Source organism: Tildeniella sp. (genome assembly GCF_059505325.1).
In genome coordinates this window covers 36,571-62,896 of record NZ_JCACKI010000011.1, presented here as the reverse complement: position 1 = coordinate 62,896, position 26,326 = coordinate 36,571, and the positions used below count along the sequence as shown (strand labels likewise).

At 46.3% G+C, this 26,326-nt stretch carries 23 protein-coding genes and 1 pseudogene; 4 read left to right on the top strand and 20 right to left on the bottom strand.

Features of this window, described 5'->3' with window-relative positions; all coding sequences use genetic code 11:
• Positions 1 to 88: 88 nt before the first annotated feature.
• The 3 genes from AC5JO6_RS05345 to AC5JO6_RS05335 are packed head-to-tail and all read right to left on the bottom strand — an operon-like array spanning position 89 to position 3,674.
• Positions 89 to 1,360 carry a glycosyltransferase family 4 protein gene (locus AC5JO6_RS05345; RefSeq protein WP_496080014.1) on the bottom strand — a complete coding sequence of 424 codons (1,272 nt, stop codon included), beginning with the start codon at positions 1,358 to 1,360 and terminating at the stop codon, positions 89 to 91.
• 36 nt (positions 1,361 to 1,396) lie between these two features.
• Positions 1,397 to 2,314 (bottom strand): glycosyltransferase family 2 protein, encoded by a 918-nt coding sequence (locus tag AC5JO6_RS05340; protein WP_496080013.1) that lies wholly within the window; start codon positions 2,312 to 2,314, stop codon positions 1,397 to 1,399.
• Between the two features lie 4 nt (positions 2,315 to 2,318).
• A complete protein-coding gene (locus AC5JO6_RS05335; protein ID WP_496080012.1) occupies positions 2,319 to 3,674 on the bottom strand; it encodes an O-antigen ligase family protein in 1,356 nt (451 codons plus the stop codon).
• A gap of 481 nt (positions 3,675 to 4,155) precedes the next feature.
• Between AC5JO6_RS05335 and AC5JO6_RS05330 the strand changes: the two genes are divergently transcribed.
• Complete coding sequence (locus AC5JO6_RS05330; RefSeq protein WP_496080011.1) at positions 4,156 to 5,382, top strand: glycosyltransferase; 1,227 nt, start codon at positions 4,156 to 4,158, stop codon at positions 5,380 to 5,382.
• 204 nt (positions 5,383 to 5,586) lie between these two features.
• Here AC5JO6_RS05330 and AC5JO6_RS05325 read toward each other — a convergent pair whose 3' ends face one another.
• The 10 genes from AC5JO6_RS05325 to AC5JO6_RS05280 form a co-directional block, all read right to left on the bottom strand.
• Complete coding sequence (locus tag AC5JO6_RS05325) at positions 5,587 to 6,519, bottom strand: hypothetical protein (protein ID WP_496080010.1); 933 nt, start codon at positions 6,517 to 6,519, stop codon at positions 5,587 to 5,589.
• Positions 6,520 to 6,849: 330 nt separating this feature from the next.
• A complete protein-coding gene (locus tag AC5JO6_RS05320; RefSeq protein WP_496080009.1) occupies positions 6,850 to 7,758 on the bottom strand; it encodes a glycosyltransferase in 909 nt (302 codons plus the stop codon).
• A gap of 114 nt (positions 7,759 to 7,872) precedes the next feature.
• Entirely contained in the window at positions 7,873 to 8,907 is a 1,035-nt protein-coding gene (locus AC5JO6_RS05315) for a glycosyltransferase family 2 protein (protein ID WP_496080008.1), read from the bottom strand.
• 269 nt (positions 8,908 to 9,176) lie between these two features.
• Positions 9,177 to 10,256 carry a glycosyltransferase family 2 protein gene (locus AC5JO6_RS05310; RefSeq protein ID WP_496080007.1) on the bottom strand — a complete coding sequence of 360 codons (1,080 nt, stop codon included), beginning with the start codon at positions 10,254 to 10,256 and terminating at the stop codon, positions 9,177 to 9,179.
• 79 nt (positions 10,257 to 10,335) lie between these two features.
• On the bottom strand, positions 10,336 to 11,673 hold the full coding sequence (locus tag AC5JO6_RS05305; protein ID WP_496080006.1) for a glycosyltransferase family 4 protein: 1,338 nt from the start codon (positions 11,671 to 11,673) through the stop codon (positions 10,336 to 10,338).
• A gap of 153 nt (positions 11,674 to 11,826) precedes the next feature.
• On the bottom strand, positions 11,827 to 13,113 hold the full coding sequence (locus AC5JO6_RS05300; protein ID WP_496080005.1) for an ABC transporter ATP-binding protein: 1,287 nt from the start codon (positions 13,111 to 13,113) through the stop codon (positions 11,827 to 11,829).
• An 840-nt stretch (positions 13,114 to 13,953) separates the two neighbouring features.
• Entirely contained in the window at positions 13,954 to 14,247 is a 294-nt protein-coding gene (locus tag AC5JO6_RS05295) for a nucleotidyltransferase family protein (RefSeq protein ID WP_496080004.1), read from the bottom strand.
• A gap of 197 nt (positions 14,248 to 14,444) precedes the next feature.
• Entirely contained in the window at positions 14,445 to 14,948 is a 504-nt protein-coding gene (locus AC5JO6_RS05290) for a ribonuclease toxin HepT-like protein (protein WP_496080003.1), read from the bottom strand.
• Entirely contained in the window at positions 14,935 to 15,297 is a 363-nt protein-coding gene (locus AC5JO6_RS05285) for a nucleotidyltransferase family protein (protein WP_496080002.1), read from the bottom strand. Before AC5JO6_RS05285 ends, AC5JO6_RS05290 begins: the two co-directional genes overlap by 14 nt.
• A 316-nt stretch (positions 15,298 to 15,613) precedes the next feature.
• Positions 15,614 to 16,456, bottom strand: coding sequence for an ABC transporter permease (locus tag AC5JO6_RS05280; RefSeq protein WP_496080001.1), 843 nt, complete (start codon positions 16,454 to 16,456; stop codon positions 15,614 to 15,616).
• A gap of 769 nt (positions 16,457 to 17,225) precedes the next feature.
• Here AC5JO6_RS05280 and AC5JO6_RS05275 point away from each other — a divergent pair.
• Entirely contained in the window at positions 17,226 to 17,720 is a 495-nt protein-coding gene (locus AC5JO6_RS05275; protein ID WP_496080000.1) for a hypothetical protein, read from the top strand.
• A gap of 334 nt (positions 17,721 to 18,054) precedes the next feature.
• On the opposite strand, the gene AC5JO6_RS05270 is transcribed toward AC5JO6_RS05275, so the two are convergent.
• Positions 18,055 to 18,291, bottom strand: coding sequence for a hypothetical protein (locus AC5JO6_RS05270; RefSeq protein WP_496079999.1), 237 nt, complete (start codon positions 18,289 to 18,291; stop codon positions 18,055 to 18,057).
• A 298-nt stretch (positions 18,292 to 18,589) separates the two neighbouring features.
• Here AC5JO6_RS05270 and AC5JO6_RS05265 point away from each other — a divergent pair, with 298 nt between their 5' ends.
• Positions 18,590 to 18,796, top strand: coding sequence for a hypothetical protein (locus tag AC5JO6_RS05265; protein WP_496079998.1), 207 nt, complete (start codon positions 18,590 to 18,592; stop codon positions 18,794 to 18,796).
• A gap of 200 nt (positions 18,797 to 18,996) precedes the next feature.
• Here AC5JO6_RS05265 and AC5JO6_RS05260 read toward each other — a convergent pair whose 3' ends face one another.
• The 6 genes from AC5JO6_RS05260 to AC5JO6_RS05235 form a co-directional block, all read right to left on the bottom strand.
• A complete protein-coding gene (locus AC5JO6_RS05260; protein ID WP_496079997.1) occupies positions 18,997 to 19,626 on the bottom strand; it encodes a nucleotidyltransferase family protein in 630 nt (209 codons plus the stop codon).
• Entirely contained in the window at positions 19,608 to 20,765 is a 1,158-nt protein-coding gene (locus AC5JO6_RS05255; protein WP_496079996.1) for an XdhC family protein, read from the bottom strand. Before AC5JO6_RS05255 ends, AC5JO6_RS05260 begins: the two co-directional genes overlap by 19 nt.
• 25 nt (positions 20,766 to 20,790) lie before the next feature.
• Entirely contained in the window at positions 20,791 to 21,375 is a 585-nt protein-coding gene (locus AC5JO6_RS05250) for an antibiotic biosynthesis monooxygenase (protein WP_496079995.1), read from the bottom strand.
• A 274-nt stretch (positions 21,376 to 21,649) separates the two neighbouring features.
• Positions 21,650 to 23,764 carry a xanthine dehydrogenase family protein molybdopterin-binding subunit gene (locus tag AC5JO6_RS05245; protein ID WP_496079994.1) on the bottom strand — a complete coding sequence of 705 codons (2,115 nt, stop codon included), beginning with the start codon at positions 23,762 to 23,764 and terminating at the stop codon, positions 21,650 to 21,652.
• Positions 23,761 to 24,750: an FAD binding domain-containing protein gene (locus AC5JO6_RS05240; protein WP_496079993.1), complete on the bottom strand. Its 990-nt coding sequence runs from the start codon at positions 24,748 to 24,750 to the stop codon at positions 23,761 to 23,763. The genes AC5JO6_RS05245 and AC5JO6_RS05240 overlap by 4 nt, the downstream gene beginning before the upstream one ends.
• Positions 24,747 to 25,460, bottom strand: a complete 714-nt coding sequence (locus tag AC5JO6_RS05235) for a 2Fe-2S iron-sulfur cluster-binding protein (RefSeq protein WP_496079992.1) — start codon at positions 25,458 to 25,460, stop codon at positions 24,747 to 24,749. The genes AC5JO6_RS05240 and AC5JO6_RS05235 overlap by 4 nt, the downstream gene beginning before the upstream one ends.
• 401 nt (positions 25,461 to 25,861) lie before the next feature.
• Here AC5JO6_RS05235 and AC5JO6_RS05230 point away from each other — a divergent pair.
• Positions 25,862 to 26,313 (top strand): annotated as a pseudogene (locus tag AC5JO6_RS05230) (transposase); the annotation flags it as partial.
• Between the last annotated feature and the right edge of the window lie 13 nt (positions 26,314 to 26,326).

Genomic DNA, 26,326 nt, shown 5'->3' with positions numbered 1-26,326 from the left:
ATTACTATGCCTTCTTCTCCAGACGTTTACTCTTTTGGTAACCCTCCTTGAGGGTAGTGCAAGCTCTCAGCCAACCATTAAGTTATTTCTAAACAATTTGACGCGTCGAAGTTTTATCTGTTATCTCTTGATAAAGCCGCAAATATTCTTTGGCTTGCATTTCCAAAGTAAATTTTTGTTCAGCTTTCTGGCGTGCACGGTCGCATAACTTCAAATGTCGTTCCTCGTCGCCTAACACCCAAGCAACTCCTTGAGCCAAATCGTCAACTTCATAAGGTTGAGCTAGATAACCGTTACGTTTATGCTCAATCATGTCTGGCATCCCTCCGAGATTGAAGGCAACGCAAGGAGTCCCGCAAGCGATCGCCTCCATAATCGTATTTGGCAGATTGTCTTGCACAGAAGGTGCAACAAAGACATCAGCTGCAGCATATACTAGCGCCAATGAAATATCATCACTCAATTTACCGAGATAATGGGTAGAGAATCCTAAATCAACTGAAGTGCTAGGTTGAGATACACCAAAAATAACCAACTCAATTTTGTCTTGCCATTCTGTTTGTTTCAGGCGTTGCAAGGCAGAGTGTAATAAATGAAATCCTTTTCGGGGGTCTCCTGTTGGACGCATAGCTCCAAACAAAATAAGTGATTTATCTTGAGGTAAATTCAGCCGATCGCGAGCAAGTTGTCGATTCAATGGTTTATAGATCTGGGTATCTAGTCCATTGGGAATCACTTTTACCTGCAAATTATGAAACAACGCACTAGAAGAGGCACAGCGGGCAAGCCAGATGCTGGGAGTCACAATAGTTAGATCTAGCTGCTTCCAAGCCTTTGCTTTGCGCTGCCAAACCCAGCGTGATAGGTCGTGCTCCTTGTCACTTTGTAATTGCGGGCAGTTACCACAATTAACAACATAACGATCGCAGTCTCCGGTGTAGTGGCATCCACCGGTAAATGCCCACATATCGTGCAGCGTCCAGACAATGGGTTTATTTAGTTTGGCAATTGTTTCAAGCTGTAAGTAACCATGACCCAGCCAATGGAGATTAACAATATCTGTATCAATTTGAGCCACCTTAGAGAGGGCATTGTCTGGAAACCACTGTGGCGTAAACGCAATCTCTTTAGGGTTAGCGTACCGTTTCAGTGGCAGAGCGTCTAGACGTTCAGGTAATTTTAACCGATGAATTACCTTTTCTAGCTTTGTTTGTGGACATAAGACCGTTGTATCATCACTGGTTTTATGTTGTGTCAGTAGATGAGACGTTACAGCTAGGTTCCGTAAACCTTTATGTAGACGGTGCGCTGCCCGACCCGCACCTCCATCATCAGAGCTACTTAAATGTAAAACTTGCATAGTTCAAATCAGTAGGGTGGTCGTCCAATTCTTAGACTAGGAATTATGTTTGAAACTTCTCATTTTTTTCACGACACGTTTGAACAAGTTTGGCTGGTAATCAAACAACGTCTGTTGTGTAAAGTCATCGGCTTGGGCATCTCGGATAATATAAGGGGGATGCTTTAAGGGAAAAGTAACCGCTCCAAGTGGAATTTTGCTGTAAGGATTGTTTTCAGAAAGGGTATGCGTTCCATCTTGGCTGAAGCCGATATTTTCGACTAACTTCACGCGAGGTAAGATAGTCAAGCCACTTTGTATCCAGCAGGTGAACATCATTTGATAATCCCAAATTGTGTCTCTCTCCTGTTCATACATGGATTGAAACACTTGAGTCCAGACTTTTATGGCATTAGCATCCCTTAAGATATCCTCTAGTAAGCCCTGATCGCGGATCAGTGGCCAGAGCGGGATTTCAACATCAAAATGCTTCCAGGTTCTGCGCCAACTTGCCCAGCCCCAACCGTGGTGGTAACGAGAAAAGTAGTAGCTGTACTGACTTCGGTTCCAACTCTTTTGCACATTTTGTCCTGAGATTGCAAAGACGCGTTCGTCATGTCGGTAACGGTCTAACAGTTCTTCACAAAAACGAAAGAATGATGGATGGGGTAAGCAATCGTCTTCTAAAATAATCGCTTCTTCAACCGTGTCGAATACCCAATCTAGCCCACTCACCACACGCTGCTGGCACCCTAAATTAAAATCGGCATAATTTCTTAGGACTTCGCAGTCCCAATCGACACGATCGATAACAGCACGAGCTGCCTCACACTTCTCTGCTTCGCCTGGGCGGTCAGAACGCGGACCATCAGCAACTACCAGCAATTTAGAAGGTTTAACTTGACGAATTACTTCAAAGACCTTTTCAGTTGTGTCAGGTCGTTTAAAGATCAGTAAGGCAACTGGGGTATTCATAATGCTATGTACTAAAATTCTCTATGAGTCTATTTCTCTTGAAGCTTCTTCTAGCTTCAATGTTTAGTCGAATGTGCATTAGCACAAAGTAAAACCAGTAGAAATTTGCTCCAATTAAACCTTGGCGCTCGGTTTCTGTATTATTGGTAAGTGCGAGAAACAGTAGCACTATAAGTGGCAGAGTTGCTTCACTCAGCTTACTGTTCATACTGTGAGTAAATGCTGAAGTGATGGCTCTTAAGTATGCACCAAGATAAAACACTAGCCCGGGAATTCCTAGTTGTAGAAGAATCTCTAGAAAGCCATTATGGGCATGACCTGGAACATAACCAGGAAGAAAAATACTTGCAGCGGGATTATCTGAACCCCTCCAAAACTGCCAAAAACCTGCATACCCATACCCGGTCCATGGTCTTTGCGCAATGTACCCTAGAACTTGGGGCCAAATTTCTGCACGACCTGTCAAATTGGTGTTCCTTCCAGATGCCACAATGATGCTAGCTGCATTCTCAGTGATGATTGAACCGCCAAGAATCCCAACTATTAGAAAAAATAAAATAATCAATGGAGCCTGCCTATGTTTATACAACCGGATAGACCGTAGTGCCGTCAACAAACAAAGTAGAGCAAGAAGGATAAAAACACTTGATATGGCTCTCCCCATACTTAGCAGAACAACTGATAGAAATATAATGCCAAGCGATATTAAGCGGTGTTTTGAGTGACAAAGGATGTACCAATACCATAAAAGGATATTTAGGCTCATTTCAATAGGCATAGCCTTGCTACCTACGAAAATGCCTCTCCAATACGAAAGCTCAAGTCGTCCGATCGAAGGTAGTAAGACAACAGCAAACAGGCTTAAAATAGCTGTAATTGTTAAGCTCCATCGAATGAAATAATTCAGCTCTTCCCAACTATATCGTTTTGCAATGTGTGCAGCGAGCATAGCTACTATCAGCGCTGCCAAGCTCCCGCGGAAGGTTAAACCAGGAGTGTCAGACCATCCAAAAGATAAAAGCGCTAGAACGAGAAGGAGAGCCAAAAAGGGCTCTTTAAACAACTCAACTGAGTTACGTAGAAACCCACGAAACCAAGCTCTGAAGAAAATAAGTATTACACTATAAAAAGCCAGCCTTACAACCAGCTTTGTGAGCGGGATATCTCCGATCGCTAGATCCTGGAACTGAAAAGGAGAAAGAATGACTGTTGGCAGAATAAAGATAACCACAGCCAGAGTAAATAGCTTGTCTAGCTTGTCGGTTACTTTCTTTTTGCTAGTGTAGTGGAACACAACTACAAAGAAGATCATGGATAAGCTACATCCAATTAATAGAATTGCTAATGAAATTATCTCCATAATCTCCACAACAGTAGGACTAAAGCTACCAAGGCTTAGTTGATATACTTCGAACAGTCGAGTTTAGCTATCATCGCTTACATATTTCAACTCGCAAATCTGCAATCAGGAATTCTCCTGAGGTGTCAGGTTATCTCCATCAAATCTTTACATTCCTGACGATTATGCTAGGAAGAGGGAATCCTTCGCTCAACCTCAACTTACGAGGCTCCAGCAAAACGGAGGTTTCATTTCACACTGAACAACTCGTACTAAGATTTACTTTCACAAAGACTCAGAAGCTTGTAGTGCTGTCTGAGACATTCAAGTGACTTGATTGTTGATGATAACGATCGAGAGAAAGCAGATAAATAAATAGCTCAAGATGCGAAAAGTTTCCTGATTGACGCTTTAAACTCAGTAATAACAAGATGAGTCTATTGGTGGTCACTCTTAACCACTTGAAGATTCTGAACAGCGGTACAAGTTTGGAGCTAGAAGCTTGAGAAAAGTTATTGCCTTAGTTGACATATTTTGGGATGGTCATCATGAAACTTATTTCAAAAGCATTACTCGCTTAGCTCTTGAACTTGGTTGTCAGGTAATAGCATTCTGCCCCGATCCTAAAAATCTTCAGGATTGGATTTCTTCTCAGCTTCAAGATTATATTCAAAATATTAGTGTATTTGAAATTCACAGACCGACAGTCAAAAAAGCTATTTATCCTAAACTTCCAGGAGCCAGGCAACTGCACGGAGCCGTTGATGTCCTAGAACATTGGAAGGATATGGCTCGATCGATCCAATTTGCTGCATCAAAACTTGGCAAGTATCCCGACCTGGTATTTTGCTTGTGGATTGATAGCTATTTAAGCTCGTATCTCAATTGCCAAACTATTGATCGAATCTTTCCCTATAAGTGGTCTGGACTGTATTTTCAGCCTCGGCACCTGCGTCAAAAGCAACGGTTTAGTTTCATGGGGAGACACCTCCTTCAAAGACACTCACTTCTGCACTCCGCCTACTGCCAATCCATCGCTCTTCTAGATGAGGGAGTGGCAGAGGCTCTTCAAGCGTCTCTCGGCAATAAACCTGTTATTACTTTTCCTGATTTTGCAGATGAGTCACCACCAGATTTAAGCTTTGAATTAGTGCAAACAATCCAGGAAAAAGCAAAGGGCCGGAAAATAATTGGGTTACTAGGTGCTCTGGGCAGGTATAAGGGCTTTTTAACGATGCTTAGGATGTCTAGAGAAACAGTTGAGGAAAACTTTTTTTTTGTTTTTGCAGGAAAGCTATACAGGCAAGAGTACTCAATTGATGAGCAGACAGAAATTAATTGTGTAATTGAGTCAAATCCCGATAATTGTTTATTTCATCTTGAGCGAATTCCGGGTGAACCACAATTCAATGCTATCATTTCAACCTGCGATGCGCTATTTGCTCTATATGACTATCCACATAGCAGTAACATCCTCACAAAAGCTGCTATTTTTGAAAAACCTATAATCACAAGTAACCAATTTTGCATTGGGGAAAGAGCTCGTCGTTATCAGTTAGGAGTAACTGCAACTCCCAATCATCTTTCTGAGGCCCTCGTCGCCCTACGGACTCTCGGCAAATGGCTCAATCAAGAATGCATAATCAAACCTAACTTTGAGGAATACAGGCATATTCACTCTATTGCTCAATTACGCCAACAGTTGAAAGTTATTTTAGAGTGTATGTAAGTTATTGGCTCAAGCCTTAGCGCCAGTAGAGCTATGAGCAGAGAGTAAATGGCAATGAGCTGAAAAATATCTACTGCCATAAAGCGATCGTTTTAGGAAAAGCTTCTCTATATCTGGTAGATCCAGCGGCAGTGCAAAGTAAATTGGTGCTTTTTGATCGAATTTATCAATCAGTCTTTTGACCTGAGGTGTAGCTCTTTTAATTTATATCTTCATTTGCTTTAAAGCCGCTTTTCTTGCTCCAAGAAAAGCTCTTGTTTGTCCTATTAGCCTGCCAGCAAAATAGAACCTTCTCCATCTTTTGCTAACTAAAAGTTTCATCGCCAGCTTGGCATCACCTTGGCAATGCAGGCAAACAAATTTTATTTTTTTGTTTAGAACATTGTTATATCCATAGGGAATTCCGTTTTTAAAAACAAATTGTTTCACGCCAAATCTTAATTTATATTCATTTTCATGATAGTTGGTTGGTGTGCTGATACTGTGATCTGAAGCCATACCTTCTAGAGTCTTAGCAAAGTTATAAATTCTGCTATTGTCTTTAGACCACAAATACAAGAGGGTCATTTCGCTAACGCCACCAGGAGCACAGTTTTCAAGATGCCATTTGTGTTTTGCTTCTAGTAGACTGCGTAGATTATTTCTATTGGTATACGTGTCAATGCAAAAGTTTGTAAAGCTTTCAATTCCCTCTAAGGTCCAGTAAGAGAAGTGAGTAGAGGCTGCCCAAAAAAAGTTATCTTGTTTTTCAGGAGTAGTTAAGCCTGCAATACAATCCTGCGGAAGTAGAGGGTAAACATCTGCTGTGTAGTTGGCAAAGGTGATAATATCGCTGTCTAACAAAAACGCTTTGTCTGATCCATGAACTTTCATCCATTCTTCGAGAAGAAACATGCGCTTCCAGAAGCTGATTTCATACTTCTTCGAGTAATCAGACATTTGAACATAATTTCTCATGAAGTTCTGATACTTCTCAGGTTCTATAGAAGAAGCATCCCAATGGTTCTTCCATACGTGTTGATTAGCTTTATCACCAATCAGTATAACTTGACTGTTTAAGCCTGCGGCAGAACTCAAGGAATAACCTAGATAAGCTGGAGCGGTATCAAAATGAGCAATGATTACAGGAATTTTCATAAGTGCTAACCTATCTTAGAGAAGCTATACTTAGAAGCTAAACCTTAATAAATGTCTGGACTAAGTTCTTCTCATTTCGTTGTTTCTACATGAGTTTTTGAGACGATACCATATCGTTCCATATATTAAGATTAGGTCCCCAAAATCCATCTTAAAAAGAGGAATGTTAAATGAATCGTCTCCTTTCTTATGAAGAACTGGATCGGAATAGCACTTGTAAGGTCTCCTCTTAACCTCGTGCAAGCCTAGTAGAAAAAAATCGCGCAAGCCTGGTAGAAAAAAGGTTGGGGTCTTTTTTTAACATCTGTGAAGAGCAGTACATAGTACTGCTTAACCAGAAGAGAGGGTTTTCAGAGCCAAACCGTAGCCTCTTTGCACAGCATCATGAAAACGACGTTCCATAGCTGATTTCCGCGAACGTTTGTAGTATTGCTTTATCTGGGTTCCCCAAGAAGGCTTTTGAGGATATTTGCCCCGAAGAGAATCCAAGATAACCTTAGAAAAAACCATACTCTCGGTCAGCTTGATTAGATACTCTTCTTGAAGTCGACTAGATGGAATTAAATGCGTCAATTTTAGTGCTTTGAATTGCCCCATCCCTAACCCAATATCGCAAGCAACAAGCGCTAAATCTGAATCTTCACAGGAAGTTAGAACTTTACCCTTGCGACCCAAACCTGCTCGCTTAGGATCACTATGAATTAATTCAGCATATTTTTCAGCTACAGCTTTTCGTACACAAAGTCCCGCCCCACAAGGAGTACTCTCATTCATATACGAGAAATTTGACCACTGGTCTTGGTTAAATTCTCGGATTGCTAAGTATGGCAAATATGGTTTTGCCCACTCCGGAGGTTCTTCTTCAAATACTGCTTTGATTTGTCCTCCCCAGGAGCCAACCATTGGGTAGCTTTTGCTAATCTGTAGGGTAATTTCTAAGTAATCTAACTCTAGTACATTATCATCATCTACAAAAACTAAGATTTCACCTTGAGCCTCTCGAATTCCCCTTAGTCGAGCATGAGTGAGCCCGAGTTGAGTTTCTTGAATGTGCCGAGCATTAGAGTGCCAGCTCAAGTCCAGTTTTGTAGAAAGCTTTTGCTCACTCGCATTATCAATCAACAGTAATTCCCATTGCTCAAAGGGTAGGGTTTGAGACATTAGTGCAGTTAGCACTTTGTCAATATAACTACGTCGAGGGTTGTGAGCACAGATTATGACACTGATGGGTGGTTTCATAGTAGCCAGACGGAGTTAGACGAAAAGTAAGGAACAATTTAAGCGTTAGAGTGAAGCACACATAATTCCCAGATACCATTTATAAGTGCTTAAAGGGAGCCAGGAATTGAGGCTTTAGAGATTTACTTCCCTAGTACCTGATTTTATGCGTATTTTTCTTAAGGACTCTAGATAGAATAATTTCATACCTAGCTTCATTGAGGATTGAAGAACCCTTGATGAATGGCAGCACTTTAAGGCTTCTTTAAGCTGGTTAATAGCGGATGAAGTATCTCCTGACTGAGCAAATTCATTAGCTGTGTTCAATGCATAGAACGCATAATTCTGTAATGCAATTTTTGTGAGTTTCTGAGCATCTCCATTGGGTAAATAGTTCTGAACAATGCCAACTGCTTTTCGAAAGTCCTGGATATTCTTACCTATGCGTATTGATGTTCCAGTTAATGAAGTTGAACTCTTACGGTATAAAGCTAACGGTTCAACTTCATACCAAACTGGATAATTAGCAGCAATGCGTACCCACATCTCCCAATCCTCTCCCCAGCAAGACATACGGTGATCAAAACCGCCGAGTCGCTCATACACATCTCGTCGAACAACGATCGAGGGCGTTTGAATTCTTTGCTGAACGGCGATGCGTTCTAACCAATTAGTCAAAATGCCAGGCTCAGGCTGCTCTAACCAGGAGATGCCAGTCCAGTTTCCCCGTTCGTCCATATAAATATGGCGACAGAAAGCAGCACCAATTTCAGGATGCTGTTCAAAACCTTGTTGTAGTTTCCTGTAAAACCCTTGTAATACGCGATCATCTCCGTGCAAAAGATGAACTAACCTCCCACGCGATCGCTGTAAACAAGTTTCAAAATTCTTGATATAGCCTACGTTTTGTGGCTGTTGATAAAATCCAACCCGTCCCTTACCTAATTCTTCTACAACCGCTTGAGGATCGTCTTTAGTAGAGTGATCATCAACCACTTCGATCTGCATCATCTCTGCGCCTGGATCTTGCTCTAAGACGCTCGCTAGGGTTTTACGTAGATAGTACGCACAGTTGTAAGTTGGAATCATTACAGACCACAAAGGGCGAGGAGTTCCATCAGAAATAGGTGAAATTAGTGTGCGATAAAGGGTCTGATATGTTTCTGGCATAAGTCTATCCATTAAATTAGTAAATTCTTTTGATTCCAGCTTTTAAGTTTATTGATTTGTTTTCATAGAATTTTCGCTATTAAAGTCAAAGGGCTTTTATTAGCATGACAATAATTATTTATGGTGACAGGAAAACGGTATAGAGTTTATTTTCATCACCGTAACGCACCATTGGCGATCGCTTAGTGCGTCACGCTGGCGCTCTAGAGAAGCATATCTGTACGGCTATACAGCACCCAGCCATTGATGTCACGTCTTAAATGACCAAGTTAATAATTGATGCTTTTAGCAGCTTTGCCATATTGCTTTACCCATTGAACATAGCTTTCAGAAATAACTAAAAAATCCCTTTCTATTAATTCATCAACTCTTGTCAACTGGCAGGCATTTTCTTGTTTAATAGGAAGGTTCTTATCCTCCTGCAATCTCTTCCAGTACATTTCATACTCTTGACTCGCTGATGATGCATACCTATCAGTTTCTACCGCATCAGCAACCTTTTTATAGAATAAACTTGTGAAGGGATAGTGTAGAAGTACAGTTGTAACATCAGCTATTGATGCAAATTCAACTTGATGGCAATTAACAAAGATACGCATTTTCTGCTTATAGAGAATCAAAGCAGCTTTTGTTAGATAATTATCTGTGTTGAACAAGGTTTTACGAACCCCACCGATATGCCAATTGATATTTTCCTTGCTATCTCCATACCCTGAAGGATATCTTTCTCTTCTAAGATTAGAGATGTCATAAAACGTGTATGTCTTCTTCAGATCGTCACTCTTATCGCTCTTCAAAAGTCCTAATGGAACTTCTGAAAACATATCAAGCATGTGCGCTAAAACAGCGGTATAAGAGTTTGCATTCAGGTAATTCAAAAAAGACTTTAAACCGAGTTTGTCAGAGTAAGGATAATCAAATAACTCGTCTATATCAGAAAATAAGTTCCATCTGTTTCTTGAAAAACGTTTTACCAAGTACTTCTTCATAAAAGTTTCGTATTTTCTGTAAGGAATTTTTGTACGAAGAATGGTGACGTTTTCATGTTGACGCGCTATTTTGATGGTGTCATCAGTTGAGCCATTATCTAAGAAAACTATGTGTTTAACCCCCAATGAAAAATAGTGATGGATAAAAGATGTGATGTATAGCTCTCCGTCTCTAAGCAAACATAGCACTAGCAATTCGTCAATGTTATATTTGATTCGCCTTGGACCATAGACGTGCTTAACACTCAAAGAAACAATTAAGGGATGGATATAATTCTCCAAGATATATGACATCTGCATGCGTCTTGTGATTCTTTGCTGAAATGTCCTTAAATACTGGTAAATATCTTTGAAAAACATAAGCTTACTTCTTCCTACATTTTTGTTGATAATGAATTAAGCGTTTCTTTGACAGTCAACCTTGTTTTTGTTGCAAATTCTAAAGGTCTGCAACCGTTTTCATTTCCTGTAACAGAAAACTTCGTAGCTGTTTGCCAATAGCCTCTAACGAAAAGTGTTCCTCTATGCGGCGACGAGCACAGTATGCGAGTTTATCTCTGTAAACCGTATCTTCTAAAACTTGTTTAAGAGCAGATGCAAAAGCTATTGCGTCATCACAAGGTACAACAATACCGCCATCCTGCTCCCCAGCTTTAAAGATATCAGGAATTCCAGGAGCTGCGGCTGCAACAACAGGTAATCCACAAGCCATTGCTTCAGTTGGTGCAACCGGAAAACCTTCGAAGCGAGATGGAAAGGCGTAGACATCAGCAGCAGATAAAAGTTGCCGCATCGCAGCCCGATCATTAATATATTCATTCACCCACTGCACATTTTTCAGAGGTAACTCGGCAATTCGTTGTTTTAGCTTTTCAGCATCTCTACCTGTACCAATTAATAGCAACCGGAGATCCCGTCCTGCAAGCTCCAAGCAAATCTGCTTCCATGCATCCAGTAACACATCAAGCCCTTTGATATGCATTTCTACCCGTCCATGCCATATGACAACATGAGCATGAGCAGGCAAATTCAATTTTGCGCGAGCTTCAGCCCGATCAACAGGGTGCCATAAATCCAAATCAAGAGGATTAAAAATCTGAGCTGTTTTTTGAGGTGGAAGGCTGTAGGAGGTGCGAACTCGTTGGATCTCAGTTTGAGGACCAATAATCAAACCTCCACATGATTTAATTGTGAGAGGATGTAATTTTCGACCGAACCAGTTTCCATCACCGTTTGTTCCTTGAAAAGTCGCAAATACTGGTAAACCTGTCATACGCCCTAAAAGAGCGCAAACATCAAAGCGAAAGTATTCATATTCCTGGCATAAAATGGCGTGGCAGCCTTCCTTTCGCAGCTCCTGAGCGACTAACCCTATTGGTGTCGCAAGATAAGGAGCAATGTCACCAAGAATTTTGTGGACTGTCCGACGAGTGCCCTTAGCTTCACCAAACAAAGCCTCTATACTTCCACCAAATGAAGGATACTGTAGCTTCATTCGACGACGAATTGCGAGATAAGATTTGGGTACTGGTAATAGACAAATTGTGCAACCTGTGGGCTTGTGTGTAAAGCGAGTAGGTTCAGTTACGCGGGTTGATGGATAAATAACTAGTGTTCGTACTCCAGCCAGTTTGAGTGCATCAATGTACCCAAATTGCCAACCACCAGTCATTTCATTGCAAAAGGCTTCAAGTGAAACACCAATGCTATCGTAAAAGTCTTCCCAGACGTGTCCCCACGGCAGTAGTGCTATTGTTGGCTCTTGACAAGTATTCATACGCTCAATAATTTGTGTTTTTTGGTTGTTTTTAACAATATGAGGACAGAAACCAGCACCAATCTCAAAGCATTGACCAGTTTCTGCCGCTTGTTACAGTCTTTCCAGATAATCGTGAAGCACATTGTTTTGGAAAGACTAATTAGCGTGGAATCAATTAACTAGTGAAAACTCAAAAGAAGATGTAACAACACCATCTGCCGATGATCTAGCACCTAAGCTTTCAAATCCAGGATCGACAACTTCCATTTCAAATGCAGACTCGATATGGTCAAATATAGTGTTTGACAAGGGATCAGATAGCCATAATCCAAGGATATAGATGCCTGGATTTAGGTGTAACTGTTTAAGTGTAAGATTAACTAAATTCTTTCCTCTTTGAAGAGAAAACACTTGACCAGTAGAGAGGGTATCAGCATTCACTAACTTGGCTCCATTCTGGTCGTATAAAGTTAATGCAAAGCTACCAACTGTTTGTGGAACCTCAGATTCGATAGATACTGAAAATTCAAGTGGCCCATCTGGATAAGGATTAAATGCCACTGCTTTGTTTGTACTGTTGTAATGAATAGCTGTAAACTGAGCTTTTTTATTTCCTCTCACCCTAGGACTGCTAGAAAGATCAAACCATTGAATCGGTGAAGCTTGATGATTACTGCTAGATAAGTAACGTGACATTACGCCAGTCATATCACCATATGCTGCTACTTGGCCTCGTTCGAGCATTAGACACTTCGAGCATAGTCTCTGGATTGCATCGCTATTATGACTAACAAATAAAATGGTTCGACCCTGGTTCTTAGAAACATCCTGCATTTTGCCAAGGCACTTCTTCTGAAAATTAGCATCCCCAACGGCTAGCACTTCATCCACAATTAAAATCTCTGGTTCTAAATGAGCTGCCACTGAAAAGGCTAAACGGACATACATTCCTGATGAGTAACGTTTGACAGGAGTATCTAAAAACTTCTCTACCTCAGCAAACGCTACAATTTCATCAAACTTGCGTTTAATTTCCTCCCGGCTCATGCCCAAAATGGCACCGTTGAGATAAACATTTTCTCTACCTGTCAATTCCGCGTGAAATCCCGTACCCACCTCTAGCAAACTTGCCACTCGTCCACGAATACCAATGCTGCCGCTCGTTGGTTCTACAATGCGGCTCAACACTTTCAACAGCGTCGATTTACCTGCTCCATTGCGCCCAATAATGCCCACTCTGTCGCCTTGCTTAATCTCAAACGACACATCCTTCAGCGCCCAAAACTCCTCGCGGATTGAGTTCACTGTTTTGCTCGATGGCTTAAGCAGCTTCTTCCCAACTGCCTTAGCACTATCCGCCATCACATCCCGCAGCGCCTTATACTTCTGCCCTTCCTGCTGGTGGCTGAGGATATACTTCTTGCTCAGATTCTCAACTCGAATAACCGTGTCACTCATGCGGAAAACCTCATCAAGTTAAAGTGGTTGGTACAATGCCCTGTGTCTTTTAGGTTGTACAAACATTTCGTTACAGAATCAGGAAGAATACCGAGAAACCTGCATCCTTCTTCTGCTCTTCACATTACGCAGAGAGTTCATAATCTGTAGTAGGGACGTTCCATGGAACGTCCCTACTACAGATCGCCTTACATTATTCTTTTGGCAAGACGTTGTTACCCATGAGGCGCATTGCGGCGCGATCGACTGTCGATCGCGCCATTCAAACAGTAGCAACCCGACTGAACGCTTGAAAGATTCCATGCGTCAGGCGATCGCTCACAATAGCCTATCCGTCAATGCTGCATAATTTGGGAATTGACTATTTGCCGACATCAAACAAGCGTTGTACGCGATCGCGGTTACAATAATCAGCCTTTCCTAGAGACCGCGGTGGTGCTCTGGCAAATCTACCGCAATGCTCGCAATCTGTGGCGTTATTGGTAGCAACAGGATAAGAACCCTCTAGCGCTTTTTCAAACCAGATTGCCCTATCAAGGGGGAGTACATTCGTCCATGGCGTTCAAGCCAGGCAACTTCAAAGCAGCTGATTGCAGACACCGCAACCTTATCACTCGATTCTATTTGCTCCTTTTTAGTCGCCCCAAGCTTGTTGGCATCTTCATTGATCCACCATAGCTATATATGCGTATCGAGTATGATCATTCACCAAGATTCCAATCTGTGTCTGGCACGGTGTCAATAATATTACCCAGGATTGCAGACTTTCCAGCAATATCCGGATGAGGCTTACGACAAAAATTCCCCTCGGTTACATTACCAATGACGAGGAAAATGGCTTCACAAGACCACCCCTGTCGTTTCAATGGCATGGAGGATGCGCGGAGAGGCTAATTCTGCTTCTACCAAGTCAATCTGAATTCTAGAGTCCAACGCTAGTAGACAACCGACAGCCCGGTAGTAGGCTTGAGGGTTGAGACCCCACACAGCTAAATCGACATCCGATCGTATGTGAATGTGAGCAACCGACAGCATCGATCCAAATAAAACGACTTTCTCAGCCTTAAATTCTTGCTTCAGCAAAACTGCCGCTTGCGTTGCCACCGCTAACCCCAATTGATGGCGATCGTGCAACACATCACACCGTTACCGTTCTCGTCTTCGAGCAGCAGCCCGATAAGCCACCATCGTTTCTGCAGCAATCAGAGGCACTGTCATGCGTCGCAACTCCCACGCGATCACCAGATCTCCCTTTATCTTACTCCCGCAAGAACCCAAAACCTTGTGTTCTCAAGTTGAGAGACGTCACCCTTTGCCGTTCGATCGCTCCTCTAGACATCCAGGCTGGTTGACAGTTCTCTCAGCCACGTCATAAACGCTTGTATCTCTCCCTCAAATTGACCACACACAGCTGGGTAGGCTCTCACCAGCTCTGCAATCCGCTGCGGATCAAGTTCGTATCCGTACAAACTGCGAACAACGTGGCGAAAGCCCAGGTAGTTTTGTAGTTTCAACGCCATTGCTGCTGAGATTACAGCCGGTCGGTCTTCGCGCTCAACCTTCATCCGGTCTAGCAGTCGTCGGTGCCAGTCACTACCCGATGGCACACCGCCATTTAGCTCAGTTGAAATGAGTTGAAAAATACGTTCACACCCCGTATAAAAATTATGCAGCTTGAGTGCAAAATTCTCGTAGAGCAGATCAGCACGTGCAGGATCAGCGTCTAGCTCTGTTTGCACTCGCTGCATTTGCGCTTCGAGCTGTTGCATTTTTGCCAACTCTGTCGAAAGATCCGCTACCAGCGCCATAATTTCAGCCGCCTTAACCTTCCGCATTGATGCGTTTTCCCGTTTTGAGAACTTTTTGAAGAAAGTGCGGATCGAGCGACTCCATCGGTTTTAGATCTACCCATTGCTGCGTGATCCGATTAGCCGCTGCCATTGCTGAGAAAAATTGTGCGGGTGGAATACCTGCTACAGCGATATCAAGGTCTGATTCAGCGTCAAAACAATCATCCTTCACTAAAGAGCCAAAGACAATAATCTGGGTTGCCCCAAACTCAGACACTAATAAATCAGCAATTTGCTGTACATCGATCCATGCTTGTTGAGCCAATGCTTTCGCTTCAGCCGCTTGCTTCGCTTGGCGATCGCGCCAATAGTCGATGTATTTTTGTTCAATCATTCGTTTGCTCGATCCTACCGCACGATCGATCCTACTCTGTCTCAAGTGTATAGGACTGACGCAACGTTTGAGAGCGTTCCATCACCTGGGTGAGTTCTTGCAGTTTCCGGCGAAAGCGTTCAGGAGAAATGCTGCGCTTACAGCGAAATTGAACGATTCTTAAAACGTGTTTGATTCGCCCTCCTGCAACCGAGGCAACAGTGTGACGTCCCGATGTGATGACTCAGTCAACGCTCTTTCCAGAATTACGCCTCGCTTTAGAGGATGTCATGCCGTAGGCAAACAGCACCAGCCGCGTTACCAAACTACAGCCAGCCTAAATGACATCGGCAAACGTGCGTTCCATACGGCGGAAGTACCAGATGCCACTAAAAAACAACAGCACCACCAAACCCAGCGACAGCGCAAAGCCTGGTAGATAAATCTCCGCATTGCCCTTCAAAATTGCCCACCGAAAGCCATCAATCACACTTACCATTGGATTGAGCGAGTACAGCAATCGCCACTGGTCAGGCACCACACTACTGCTAAAGCCCACTGGCGAGATATACAGCCCAAACTGCACAATAAACGGCACGATGTAGCGAAAATCGCGGTACTCCACATTTAATGCCGCTAACCAGAGACCAATGCCGATCGCGGCTGCAAACGCAATGACGATAAACAGCGGCAGCGTCAGAATATGCCAATCGGGCACAAAGTTATACCACGCCATTAGCCCCAGCAAAATCATACCCGAAATCAAGAAATCGACAAAGCTCACAATTACCGCACTCGTCGGCACAATCAAACGCGGAAAGTAGACCTTAGAAATCAGGTTTGAGTTCGCGATCAGGCTATTGCTACACTCAGACATCGCTCCTGAAAAGAACTGCCAGGGCAACATAGCAGCAAAAACCAAGATGGGATATGGCACCCCTGCTGGTGCGGGTAACTTTGCCAAATTGCCAAACACCACTGTAAACACGACCATCGTCAAAAAGGGTCTTATCAGTGCCCACGCCAGCCCGATCACTGTTTGCTTGTAACGCACCAAAATATCGCGCCACGCTAAAAAATAAAACAGTTCCCGGTACTTCCAGAGATCCTTCCAATATTGGCGCTCTGCCCGACCTGCCTCAATGACCAGTTCTTTATGGTGTACCTGTTTCGTATTCATTGGCCTGCTTGCTCTACTGTTTCAGATTCATCTGGGCGTTTTTAGCTGTGATCCTTATACCGATCCTTCTCTCCTCAATCAGCTAAACAGGAAGAACGGATGCTTCCACAGATATCTTCATCCGTTCTTCAATGGCCTCCGGTCAGATTTAAATCGAGGCAGCGCGTGCAGGACGATTGGCTCAAATATTTCTTGGCGATCGCCATGGCCTGTTTCGCTCAGCGTCCTTAAGTGCTTCCAAAAAGTCACAAAAAGGCCTTAAATCTTGTACCAGTGATTCATACAGCAGTTTGCAGCCAAATGAAGTCCATCACTCAGTCTGAAAGCCATCCTGGAAGCCTTGTTCACTTCTGACTTCTAGCTCCTGACTCCTGAATGCTGCTGTCACACCTGAAAGCCATCCTGGAAGCCTTGTTCACTTCTGACTTCTGGCTCCTGACTCCTGAATGCTGCTGTCACACCTGAAAGCCATCCTGGAAGCCTTGTTCACTTCTGACTTCTGGCTCCTGACTCCTGAATGCTGCTGTCACACCTGAAAGCCATCCTGGAAGCCTTGTTCACTTCTGACTTCTGGCTCCTGACTCCTGAATGCTGCTGTCACACCTGAAAGCCATCCTGGAAGCCTTGTTCACTTCTGACTTCTGGCTCCTGACTCCTGAATGCTGCTGTCACTGAGTGCTCCGTAGATCTTCGGTGAGGGGTGATCGCCCTTGGTCAGCCACCGCAGCGGCAAGCTATCTAAGTAGTAACCACCTTAGAAGGTAACAAAATGATCCAAAATCGAGTCAGTGCTACGCTCAGTGCCAGCGACAAAACTACCGTCGTAGAAGCGATTGAAACGCTCAAAACAGCCATGCCCTTCCTGACCTCCTTTACTGCTGACGAACGTAAGGCACTGCCCAAAACTGGCGATCGCTCACGGGGCTTCATCTTAAATGCGCTGGAAGTGGCTCAACGTCATAACGATTGTCTGCCGCGATCGTTTGACATTGAAGAAATGCAAAAAGACGTGCAATTGATGGAAGACCTTCATCCGATTTTGATGGCGATCACTCAACTGCAAAGTGTGGTCAACGACACCTACACCGCCGCCAACTGCGAAGCCTATACAGCGGCGCTCAAAGTCTATGACTGTGCTAAAGCGCACAAAGATATGCCGGGGATGGAAACCGTCGTCGAACAACTGAAACAACAATTTGCCCGTCGCACCAAAAAAGCGTCCACCCCCACGCCTGTGGCAGCCCTCGCCCCAGCCCTCGCCTAACGTTCGCTAGTCGTCTGTCAACTTTTAGTTGACGGGTAAACCAAAGCTGGGATGGGTGTGAGGTATGTTTTTGACAGAACACTAGGGCGCGTCATCAATTGGCTCTAAAACCCTGCGGTATCAGCATGATTGCGCCTGCCCCAACACACCAGGCTAGGGGCTGGAACCCTTGCTGCAAGTCATGTGTAGTTGTAATTGATGACAGCCCCTAGCATCGTTCCTTGCGGTGCAAGCATACGTTCTCAAGTACTCTAGAACGTTCTTACCGTCCCGTAGGAACGTTTCTTTTTGGACATGCATTCATCCTGCGATCGCACACAATAATCCGTCCCCCTCATGCAACCCATCGATTAGCTAGAAGCAACCGAGTCACATCCGCCTGCGATCGTCCGTTGCCCGGTAGCAACCATGCTTCGCCAAGTAGCAACCATCCTTCCCCAACAAGCAACCGACCTGGAATGCCATCCTGCTGCGATCGACACCGATACATGGTTGCTAGGTACCGGGAGAGAAACCAGGTTTCTGCGTGCCACCTGAATACACGCACACTACCATTCAGTTCCGTCGCCATGATCTGAAAAATACGCGCGCAACCTGTGTAGGAGTTATGCAACTTGAGCGCAAAATTTTCATATAAGAAGTCAGCGCGTGTAGGATCAGCGTTTAGCTCTCTTTGCACTTACCGTATCTGCGCTTCCAGTCGTTGCAATTTTGCCAGCTCCGCCAGCATATTGGCTGCTACAGCTCTAATTTCAGCCGATCGCACTTTCCGCATCAATCATTTTTCCTGTTTTGAGCACTTTTTGCAAAAAATGTGGATCGATGACATGCTCAATTGAGGCAGGTATGAACGAGTTTTACCGCCTGACATGCCGCCTGACATTGGCAAAGACAGAACGCAGCGCTTAGAGTGCACCAACGGTATTGTGATGCACTACCAATCGTTGTTTACCGTTATGGGTGTGACCGTTCTTAACCGTTTTGGCGGAGGCACAAATGGGGCAGGCAGGCAGGGTAGGCGGACAGCAAAGACTTTACTTCTCCATCATTACATCTTGAGCACTACCTTTCTGTGAAGGGCAATCACCTTTCGTGCTGAGTCCAAACGGGAGGTTCTACAGTTTACATTGGGAGCGTGTCACCTTTGCGCCCTCACCCTAAATCCCTCTCCCTAGGGAGAGGGACTTTGAATCCTTGCTCCCTTCTCCTGGGGGAGAAGGGTTGGGGATGAGGGCAGAATCTAGCACTTGCGAAAGTGACATGCTCCCATTTACATTCAAGGAGACTTGCTATCGCTGCTCAACGCAACAGTTGTTGTGTCTTTGAGTAATTGCTGATACTGTGCAGGCGTATCTAAGTCAATGGCTCCTTTTGGAAAGGAGACCTGAAGAACTTTTTCGGTGTGCTGTTTGATTAAGTACTTAGCTCCGACAGTTACATTCAGCGTCATTAATTCTCTGAATAGAGACCGATCGAACAGCGCAGGCACACCGACAGTATCTGCATAGGCAGACGCAATAATGGGGCGTTGCGTCGATTGATAGGACGCGGCTAATTGATTCATTAAAGAAGCGGAAACAAACGGTTGATCGCATAGAACAATGATTACTGCGTCTAAAGCCGGGTTGATGGCTGTGAGTGTTGTCATGCCAGCAGCAATGGAAGTGCCCATGCCTTCTGCCCACCGTTGATTTTCAACCAGATGCAGGGCGAGCGCATCAACCTCTAACTTCATACGTTCAGCTTGTGACCCTAACACCACCACAACGGGGTCACAGCAAGAGGCGATCGCCACTTCAGCGATGTAGCGCAACAGACTGCGCCCTTGAAACAACAATAATTGCTTGGGCGTTCCCATCCGGGTAGACGCGCCTGCTGCCAGAATCATTAAGCCGATGGTAGACATAGGCGCTCTGGATTAGGGGCGTGAATGGGAGCGTGACGATCGCGCAGCATCCCGCCAGTACGGTTGGTTAAAACAGCCTGAATTTCTGCCACGATCGCCAACGCAATTTCCTCAGGGGTTTCAGCGCCCAGATCCAGCCCAATGGGATGATAAAGGCGTTGCCGTTGAATGTTGGTTGAGGAAAACCCTTGAATGCGTAAATCCTCCAACAATTGCTGAGTGCGTTGTTTCGGTCCAAGCACTCCTAAGTAATGAATGGGAGAAGGTAACAATGATCGCAACAAGGTTTGATCATGTTGATAATGATGCGTCATGACGACGGCGATCGTGCGTGAGTGCAGCATGAGACGAGCTTCAAGCTCATGGGGATGGCAAAGAATGATTTCGTCTGCTTGAGGAAAGCGATCGCGCGTGGCATATATCGATCGATGATCAATGACTGTGACGTGCCAGCCAAGCTGCTTTGCCAATTGCATCACTGGAATGGCATCGTACCCTGCCCCAAAGATCAGCAGTGGTACCGGCGGATGAATGGCTTCGATCAGCACCTCAACCGAACCATCATCCAAACGATAGGAGATAACTTGAGTTTTTGCTTCCGCAAGTACCCTGTAAGTGTCCTGCAATAGACGGCTGACCAGTTGGGGGTTCGCAATACCATGCGCAACAGTACCGTCAGGTTTTAGGAACAATCGATCGGTAACCTGGACATCAATGTCTCCTTCAACTTGAAAGATCGTGGCGATCGCGCCCGCTTGGTTCTGCTGAAAACAGTCTGCAATAACTTCAAGCTGGCGCTTGGCAGACACCGTATGTAGCGACTCAATGAGCACTTGAACGGCACCGTTACAGCCCATGCCCATGCCCCAAATGACATCATCACTGGCAGTTGTGTCGTATTGCACAAGGATGGATTTGGAGCTTTGCAGCAGCAATGGTTTTGCCCGTTCAAACACATCACTTTCGAGACAGCCGCCGCTAATCGCCCCCACCATTTGCCCCGTTTCAGTCAGCAACATCCGTGCGCCCGGTCTGCGGTAGACGGAACCCATTGTTTTAACCACAGTGGCGATCGCCATCCTTTGACCCGCAATCTGGCTCTGCTCAAACACCTTGAGAATAGCTTGTAATTCTTTCATTACATGATGGAAAAATAAACGATTTCTAACCCTTCCTGGTGCTACGGGCTGACGATGGATAGAGCCAGAAGCCGAGTAAGCGGGACAGCCAGGGCATCACCGGATAGGTTAGTAACGCGGACACAAACGTCACTGAAATGAATAAACCAAGTAAGGATGGCAATGGTTTCAAAAACGGTCCCAACAGTACATCTGCCAGCAGAATGAGTGGATAAACCGCCAGGATACCGAGAATTACTTTCTTGTAATAGGGTGTTTGGGGCAGTTTATTGGCGGCAGGCGGTAGAGTAAACCATAATTCAACGCCACCAAGCTGTTGCTGTGAGCGATCGAGCACCAGATTACGCCCCTTATCAACCCACTGCTGGAAGGTTGGGGAGGTTCGCCAATGCCTGAAGTGGGTGTAGCTGTCAAACTTCACAATCACCACGTACTCAGGATAGGCGTGGTCACGAGGACGAATGACATCCACACCCAGGAAACCCTCAAATTGTTGAACTGCCTGGTTAAACCCTCTAGACCATGCTTCATACGCTTGAATCTGACTTGGTTCAACCACCTCTGAAATGACTAATGTAATTGGATCGGCTGGTCGATCGGGATTTTCCATAACAAGGGGTTGATTGACTGAGAATGGTCGGTTGGGCTAGGCAGTGTTTTAAAACTTCCCATCACTTTGTTGCTGTAAGGTTCTGCCCCCTAATCCCCCAACGTTGGGGGACTTTAAGGATGGTTTGGCAGCCCCCAGAATTGGGGATTGGGGGCTTCTAAGGATTTTAAAACACGCCCTAGGTCTAGGGAACCCAACCGACGATCGGCAGCTCTGTACGTCTTCAAAAGACTGGTATGAGCCAGAGTCTGAAGATGTTTGAAGTAAACTAAGTTTACGCAATCAACTTGTCGGGTGTGAGTGGCAAACTGCGTAATCGCTTGCCCGTGGCGTGGTAGACCGCATTGGCAACGGCTGCTGAGACACCCGTGATGCAAATCTCACCGACACCGCGTGCACCTGCCGGATTAAAGTTCAAATCCGGTTCGCCGACAAAGGCAACATCAATCCGAGGCGTGTCTGCATGGGCAGGGAAGTGATAGGTCGCAAGATCATAGACGACGGGATACCCGGTGTTTGGATCAAAATGGCACTCTTCCATCAGTGCCTGTCCAAGCCCCATAATCACCCCACCGCGCACCTGACTGGCAGCGGCTTTGGTATTGATCACGCGCCCAACATCCATCACCGATACCCAGCGGGTGACTCGCAACCGTCCAATTTCTTCATCGACGGTGACTTCGCAAAAGTGAGCGCCCCAGGACTGGAATGCCCATTTCTTGTCTTCGTCACCAGGAGCAGAAGACGCAGAGGCTTCGATCGCCGCCCGTCCCGACTTCTGAAGCGCTGCACAGGCTTCAGTTCCACTGGTGCAGTTGGCAGTTTTGAGGATATCCTGGCACGCTTTGGTGACGCTGGGGACGAGGGATGCAGTCATCTGAGAACCGCCTGCCAAGCCGCCATCGGGCAACTGTGAGTCACCCATCTCCACTCGCACCTTTTCAACCGGAATGCCCAATGTATCGGCGGCGGCGATCGCCACAACCGTGTACGAACCCGTCCCCATATCGTTGCCAGAGGTGAGAACATGAACCGTGCCATCGGGCAACAAACGCACTTTAGCGGAGGTTGCGCCGCGAGAACCAGGGAAGGTGGCAGCCGCCATGCCCCAGCCCACGAGTGCACCATCGCGGGTCAGCGATCGCGGCTGTGGTCTGTCTTTCCAACCAAACCGCTCTGCCCCAACCTTGAGACAATCGGCAAAATGTTTGGCGGAGAAGGGGAGTCCCTTGCGCTGATGCTCCTTTGTTTCGTTCTTCAGCCGCAGTGCTACTGGGTCTAGCTTCAACGCCCAGGCGAGTTCATCCATCGCCGACTCCAACGCCCACATGCCTGGAGTTTCGCCAGGACCCCGCATAAAAGTAGGTGTGCCGATATTCATCACTGCCAACTCTTGATTCAGCAGCAGATTGGGAGCGGTGTACATGACTGGCGTGACAGAGGTACAAGGCTCTGTGAAGACATCCACGGGTGATGTGGTGGACTTCACTTCATGGGCGATCGCGCTCAGCATTCCATCTGCCGCTGCCGCCAGTCGAATCGTTTGTTCTGTTTCAGACCGATGCCCCGTGTTGGCAGTCATCTGTCTACGGCTCATCACAACTTTGAGGGGACGCTTGATTTGACGAGCGGCGGCAGCAGTCAAAATCGCGTGGGGCCAAGGAAACCCTTTACAGCCAAACGCTCCGCCCAGGTAAGGAATCACGATGCGAACCTTTTCTGACGGTAGCCCAAATAGTTCAGCGTAGGTACGCTGAGTTAACGCAACCCACTGGGACGGCTCGTAGACGGTGAGAGAATCTGTTCCTTGCCAGTGGGCGATCGTGGCGTGGGGTTCCAGCGGCGCGTGTAGCTCGGTCGAAGTTGTGTAAGTTGCCTCGATTTTCGTGGCGGCACTTGCCATCCCAGCGGCAAAATCCCCTTTTGTAAACTTAAATTCCTCACCCATCTGTGGCGGCGCTTCTTTGTAAACTGCGTTTTTCGCCTCGATCGTGGGCTTCTGAGCGTCGTACTCGACCTTCACCAGTTGCGCGCCGTGTCTTGCCCGTTCAAAGGTATCGGCTACCACCAAGCCGATGATTTGCCCTGCGTAGTGAACCTTGTCATCTGCCAGCGGCAAACGCGCTTCGTAAATTTTCGACTTCATAAAGTCGTTGCTGGGTTTAAACACCTTGGGGGCATTCTTGGGCGTGAAGACAGCAATCACGCCGGGAGCCTTTTCTGCTTCGCGGGTGTCGATCGCCTTAATCCGTCCATTCGCGATCGTAGACGTGACCACAACCCCATGCACCAGTCCCGGAACGTCATGCTCTGCCGAGTAAGTCGCCGTGCCCGTTACTTTTGCGTAGCCATCTTTGCGGTTGACCGCCGTACCAATCACCTTACTCATGCGATCCCGCCTCCTTTGGCTGAAACTGTGAGGGCGCGTCTGATCGCCCGTTTGGCTAATTCGACTTTGAAGCCGTTGTGCTCGAGCGGTTTGGCTCCTTGCAAGGCAACCTCGGCTGCCTGTTGGAACGTTTCGGTCGTTGCCGCTTTGCCCGTGAGAAAGGTCTCCGCCTCCGTAAACCGCCAGGGTTTGTGAGCCATGCCGCCCATCGCCAGCCGTGCTGTTTTGATACGGTTGTCTGCCATTTCAACCGCCGCTGCAACCGAAACCAGCGCAAACGCATAGGAGGCCCGATCGCGCAGCTTCAAATACACGCTGTTAGCAAACGATGCAGACGGTAAGATCACTGCTGTAATCAGTTCCCCCGGTTCCAAATTGGTATCTCGTTGTGGAGTGTCGCCCGGTAGCCGATGGAAGTTGGTAAACGGAATTTGGCGCTTGCCTTTGGCTCCTTCTACTTCCACGATCGCCTCCAGCGCTGCCAGAGGCACGCACATATCAGAGGGATGTACTGCCACGCACTGATCGCTGGCTCCAAACAGGGCGTGTATCCGGTTAATGCCAGTCAGTGCTGCACAGCCCGTTCCGGGTTCTCGTTTGTTGCAGTTAAATGCGGTGTCGTAGTAGTAGGGGCAGCGAGTCCGTTGCAGCAGGTTGCCGCCCGTCGTTGCCACATTGCGAATTTGCTGAGACGCTCCCAGTAGAATGGCACGGGACAACATGGGATAGTTGCGCCGGACTTCGGGATGATCGGCAACAGCGGTGTTGCTAACGAGTGCGCCAAGGCGTAGACCGCTGCTCGTTTGCTCAATGCGCGTCATTCCCAGACGGTTGATATCAATCAGTTGGGAGGGTTCGTCTAAAAAGACTTTCATGCGATCGACCAGATTGGTGCCACCCGCGATGAACATCGCAGTTGGACTGCTCGATGCCTGCTGAACGGCTTCTTTCACCGAGGTAGCGCGGACATAGGAAAAGTTTTTCATGCCGGAACTCCTGCTTCACGCACCAACATTGCCGCCGCAGGAGAGGGAGGCGTTTGTCCAGTTGCTTGCTGAACAGCAGCCACGATTCCGTTGTAAGCGCTACAGCGACAGAGATTACCGCTTAATCGCTCTTTGATTTCAGCTTCCGAAAGATTCATCAGTTGAGGTTTGGTCAGATCCACTGTAACGGCGCTGGCACAGCCTCGTTTTACTTCATCCAGCAAAGCAACCGAGGCGCAGATTTGTCCGGGGGTACAGTAGCCGCACTGAAGCCCATCGTTCTCGATAAAGGCAGTTTGTACCGGATGCAGCACATCTCCTTTTGCCAGTCCTTCCACGGTGACAATTTGCTTGCCCTCCTGCATGACTGCCAGCGCGAGACAGGAATAGATCCGCTGTCCATCCACCAGTACCGTACAGGCTCCGCATTGTCCGTGGTCACAGCCTTTTTTGCTGCCAGTCAGCCCCAGTCGTTCGCGCAGAGTATCCAGCAGCGTGACGCGTGGCTCGATCGCCAGCGTTTGTTGCTTGCCGTTAATGTTAAGAGATACAGACAGTTCACCTTGTCCAGGAGCAGGCTTTTCAGTTTGAGCGGCTGTTGCTTGATTGAGCAGTGAGGGAGCCGCGATCGCTGTTCCTGCTGCGGTCAACGCCTGTCCTAAAAAATTTCGTCGTGTTTTATGTTTCTTGCCGTCTTCGGGGGAATGCATCAGCAGTACCTCTGGTTCGCGTCCAATCTACGTTAAAGCTATAGGAGGATTTCAACTAAGAGAGTTCATCTTTATACAGATGATCAAAGAGCTAAGAGAACTAAGGAATACCGCATTCAAGTGAGCATTGCCATCACTCATTCGACTGAATGAGTCAAACCTACTGGCATTGTAGGCGTTCCAGGAGGACACCGTAGGAGAGATGCAGCCTGAAGACACATAGACGCTCCTATTCTGAAGATCATAGGCGGATTTGGGTCTCAATCTGTCCAGAATGCTTTGAACCGTCCTGGTGACAATTCTGGATAGTGGCTACCTTTGTAGGCGATCGATGAGCAGATTGTGCCTTAAAAGATTGTGGGATTGGTAGAGTTAGAGCGAACTCTTTCCCTCAGCAAGCTATGGAATGTCGGCTCTGTGGTCATTCTAAGTCTCACAAACCTGGCAAGATGCCCAATGGACATCAACGCTATTGCTCCCAGGTGTAGGCACTTCTCTGAGCGCTTTAACACGCTTTACTACTGGCGGCAAGTGAGTCCAGCGCAAGTGCAACAGGTGCTCCAAGCCCATAGTGAAGGCAGTCGTCTCCGAGGCATCAGCCGCATCACAGGACTGGCAGACAACACCATTGTCAGTCTTGATAGAGCTGAGTTTAGCTGATTCGAGTGGATTGATTTTAGCGGCACGGGTCGGCAAACACACTGATGCACTGATTGAGGCACTGGTGGTTAGTACAGAAGGAAAAACGGCTGGCAAGCGCTGGCACAGTGCTGATTGGGAAGGCTATGAACGGATACTGCCCTCTGAAATTCTGCACTCGCTTGGCAAAAACAAAACGCAGCGCTTAGAGCAAACCAATGGCATTT

Bases quoted from the DNA above. Each gene is read 5' to 3' on its own strand.
- AC5JO6_RS05315 (WP_496080008.1), bottom strand. From the start codon at position 8,907: ATGCCAGAAACATATCAGACCCTTTATCGCACACTAATTTCACCTATT.
- AC5JO6_RS05340 (WP_496080013.1), bottom strand. From the start codon at position 2,314: ATGAATACCCCAGTTGCCTTACTGATCTTTAAACGACCTGACACAACT.
- AC5JO6_RS05285 (WP_496080002.1), bottom strand. From the start codon at position 15,297: ATGATTGAACAAAAATACATCGACTATTGGCGCGATCGCCAAGCGAAG.
- AC5JO6_RS05300 (WP_496080005.1), bottom strand. From the start codon at position 13,113: ATGAGTGACACGGTTATTCGAGTTGAGAATCTGAGCAAGAAGTATATC.
- AC5JO6_RS05265 (WP_496079998.1), top strand. From the start codon at position 18,590: ATGCCGCCTGACATTGGCAAAGACAGAACGCAGCGCTTAGAGTGCACC.
- AC5JO6_RS05245 (WP_496079994.1), bottom strand. From the start codon at position 23,764: ATGAGTAAGGTGATTGGTACGGCGGTCAACCGCAAAGATGGCTACGCA.
- AC5JO6_RS05335 (WP_496080012.1), bottom strand. From the start codon at position 3,674: ATGGAGATAATTTCATTAGCAATTCTATTAATTGGATGTAGCTTATCC.
- AC5JO6_RS05290 (WP_496080003.1), bottom strand. From the start codon at position 14,948: ATGCGGAAGGTTAAGGCGGCTGAAATTATGGCGCTGGTAGCGGATCTT.
- AC5JO6_RS05310 (WP_496080007.1), bottom strand. From the start codon at position 10,256: ATGTTTTTCAAAGATATTTACCAGTATTTAAGGACATTTCAGCAAAGA.
- AC5JO6_RS05255 (WP_496079996.1), bottom strand. From the start codon at position 20,765: ATGAAAGAATTACAAGCTATTCTCAAGGTGTTTGAGCAGAGCCAGATT.
- AC5JO6_RS05250 (WP_496079995.1), bottom strand. From the start codon at position 21,375: ATGGAAAATCCCGATCGACCAGCCGATCCAATTACATTAGTCATTTCA.
- AC5JO6_RS05275 (WP_496080000.1), top strand. From the start codon at position 17,226: ATGATCCAAAATCGAGTCAGTGCTACGCTCAGTGCCAGCGACAAAACT.
- AC5JO6_RS05260 (WP_496079997.1), bottom strand. From the start codon at position 19,626: ATGTCTACCATCGGCTTAATGATTCTGGCAGCAGGCGCGTCTACCCGG.
- AC5JO6_RS05305 (WP_496080006.1), bottom strand. From the start codon at position 11,673: ATGAATACTTGTCAAGAGCCAACAATAGCACTACTGCCGTGGGGACAC.
- AC5JO6_RS05280 (WP_496080001.1), bottom strand. From the start codon at position 16,456: ATGAATACGAAACAGGTACACCATAAAGAACTGGTCATTGAGGCAGGT.
- AC5JO6_RS05325 (WP_496080010.1), bottom strand. From the start codon at position 6,519: ATGAAAATTCCTGTAATCATTGCTCATTTTGATACCGCTCCAGCTTAT.
- AC5JO6_RS05320 (WP_496080009.1), bottom strand. From the start codon at position 7,758: ATGAAACCACCCATCAGTGTCATAATCTGTGCTCACAACCCTCGACGT.
- AC5JO6_RS05270 (WP_496079999.1), bottom strand. From the start codon at position 18,291: ATGGCGACGGAACTGAATGGTAGTGTGCGTGTATTCAGGTGGCACGCA.
- AC5JO6_RS05345 (WP_496080014.1), bottom strand. From the start codon at position 1,360: ATGCAAGTTTTACATTTAAGTAGCTCTGATGATGGAGGTGCGGGTCGG.
- AC5JO6_RS05235 (WP_496079992.1), bottom strand. From the start codon at position 25,460: ATGCATTCCCCCGAAGACGGCAAGAAACATAAAACACGACGAAATTTT.
- AC5JO6_RS05240 (WP_496079993.1), bottom strand. From the start codon at position 24,750: ATGAAAAACTTTTCCTATGTCCGCGCTACCTCGGTGAAAGAAGCCGTT.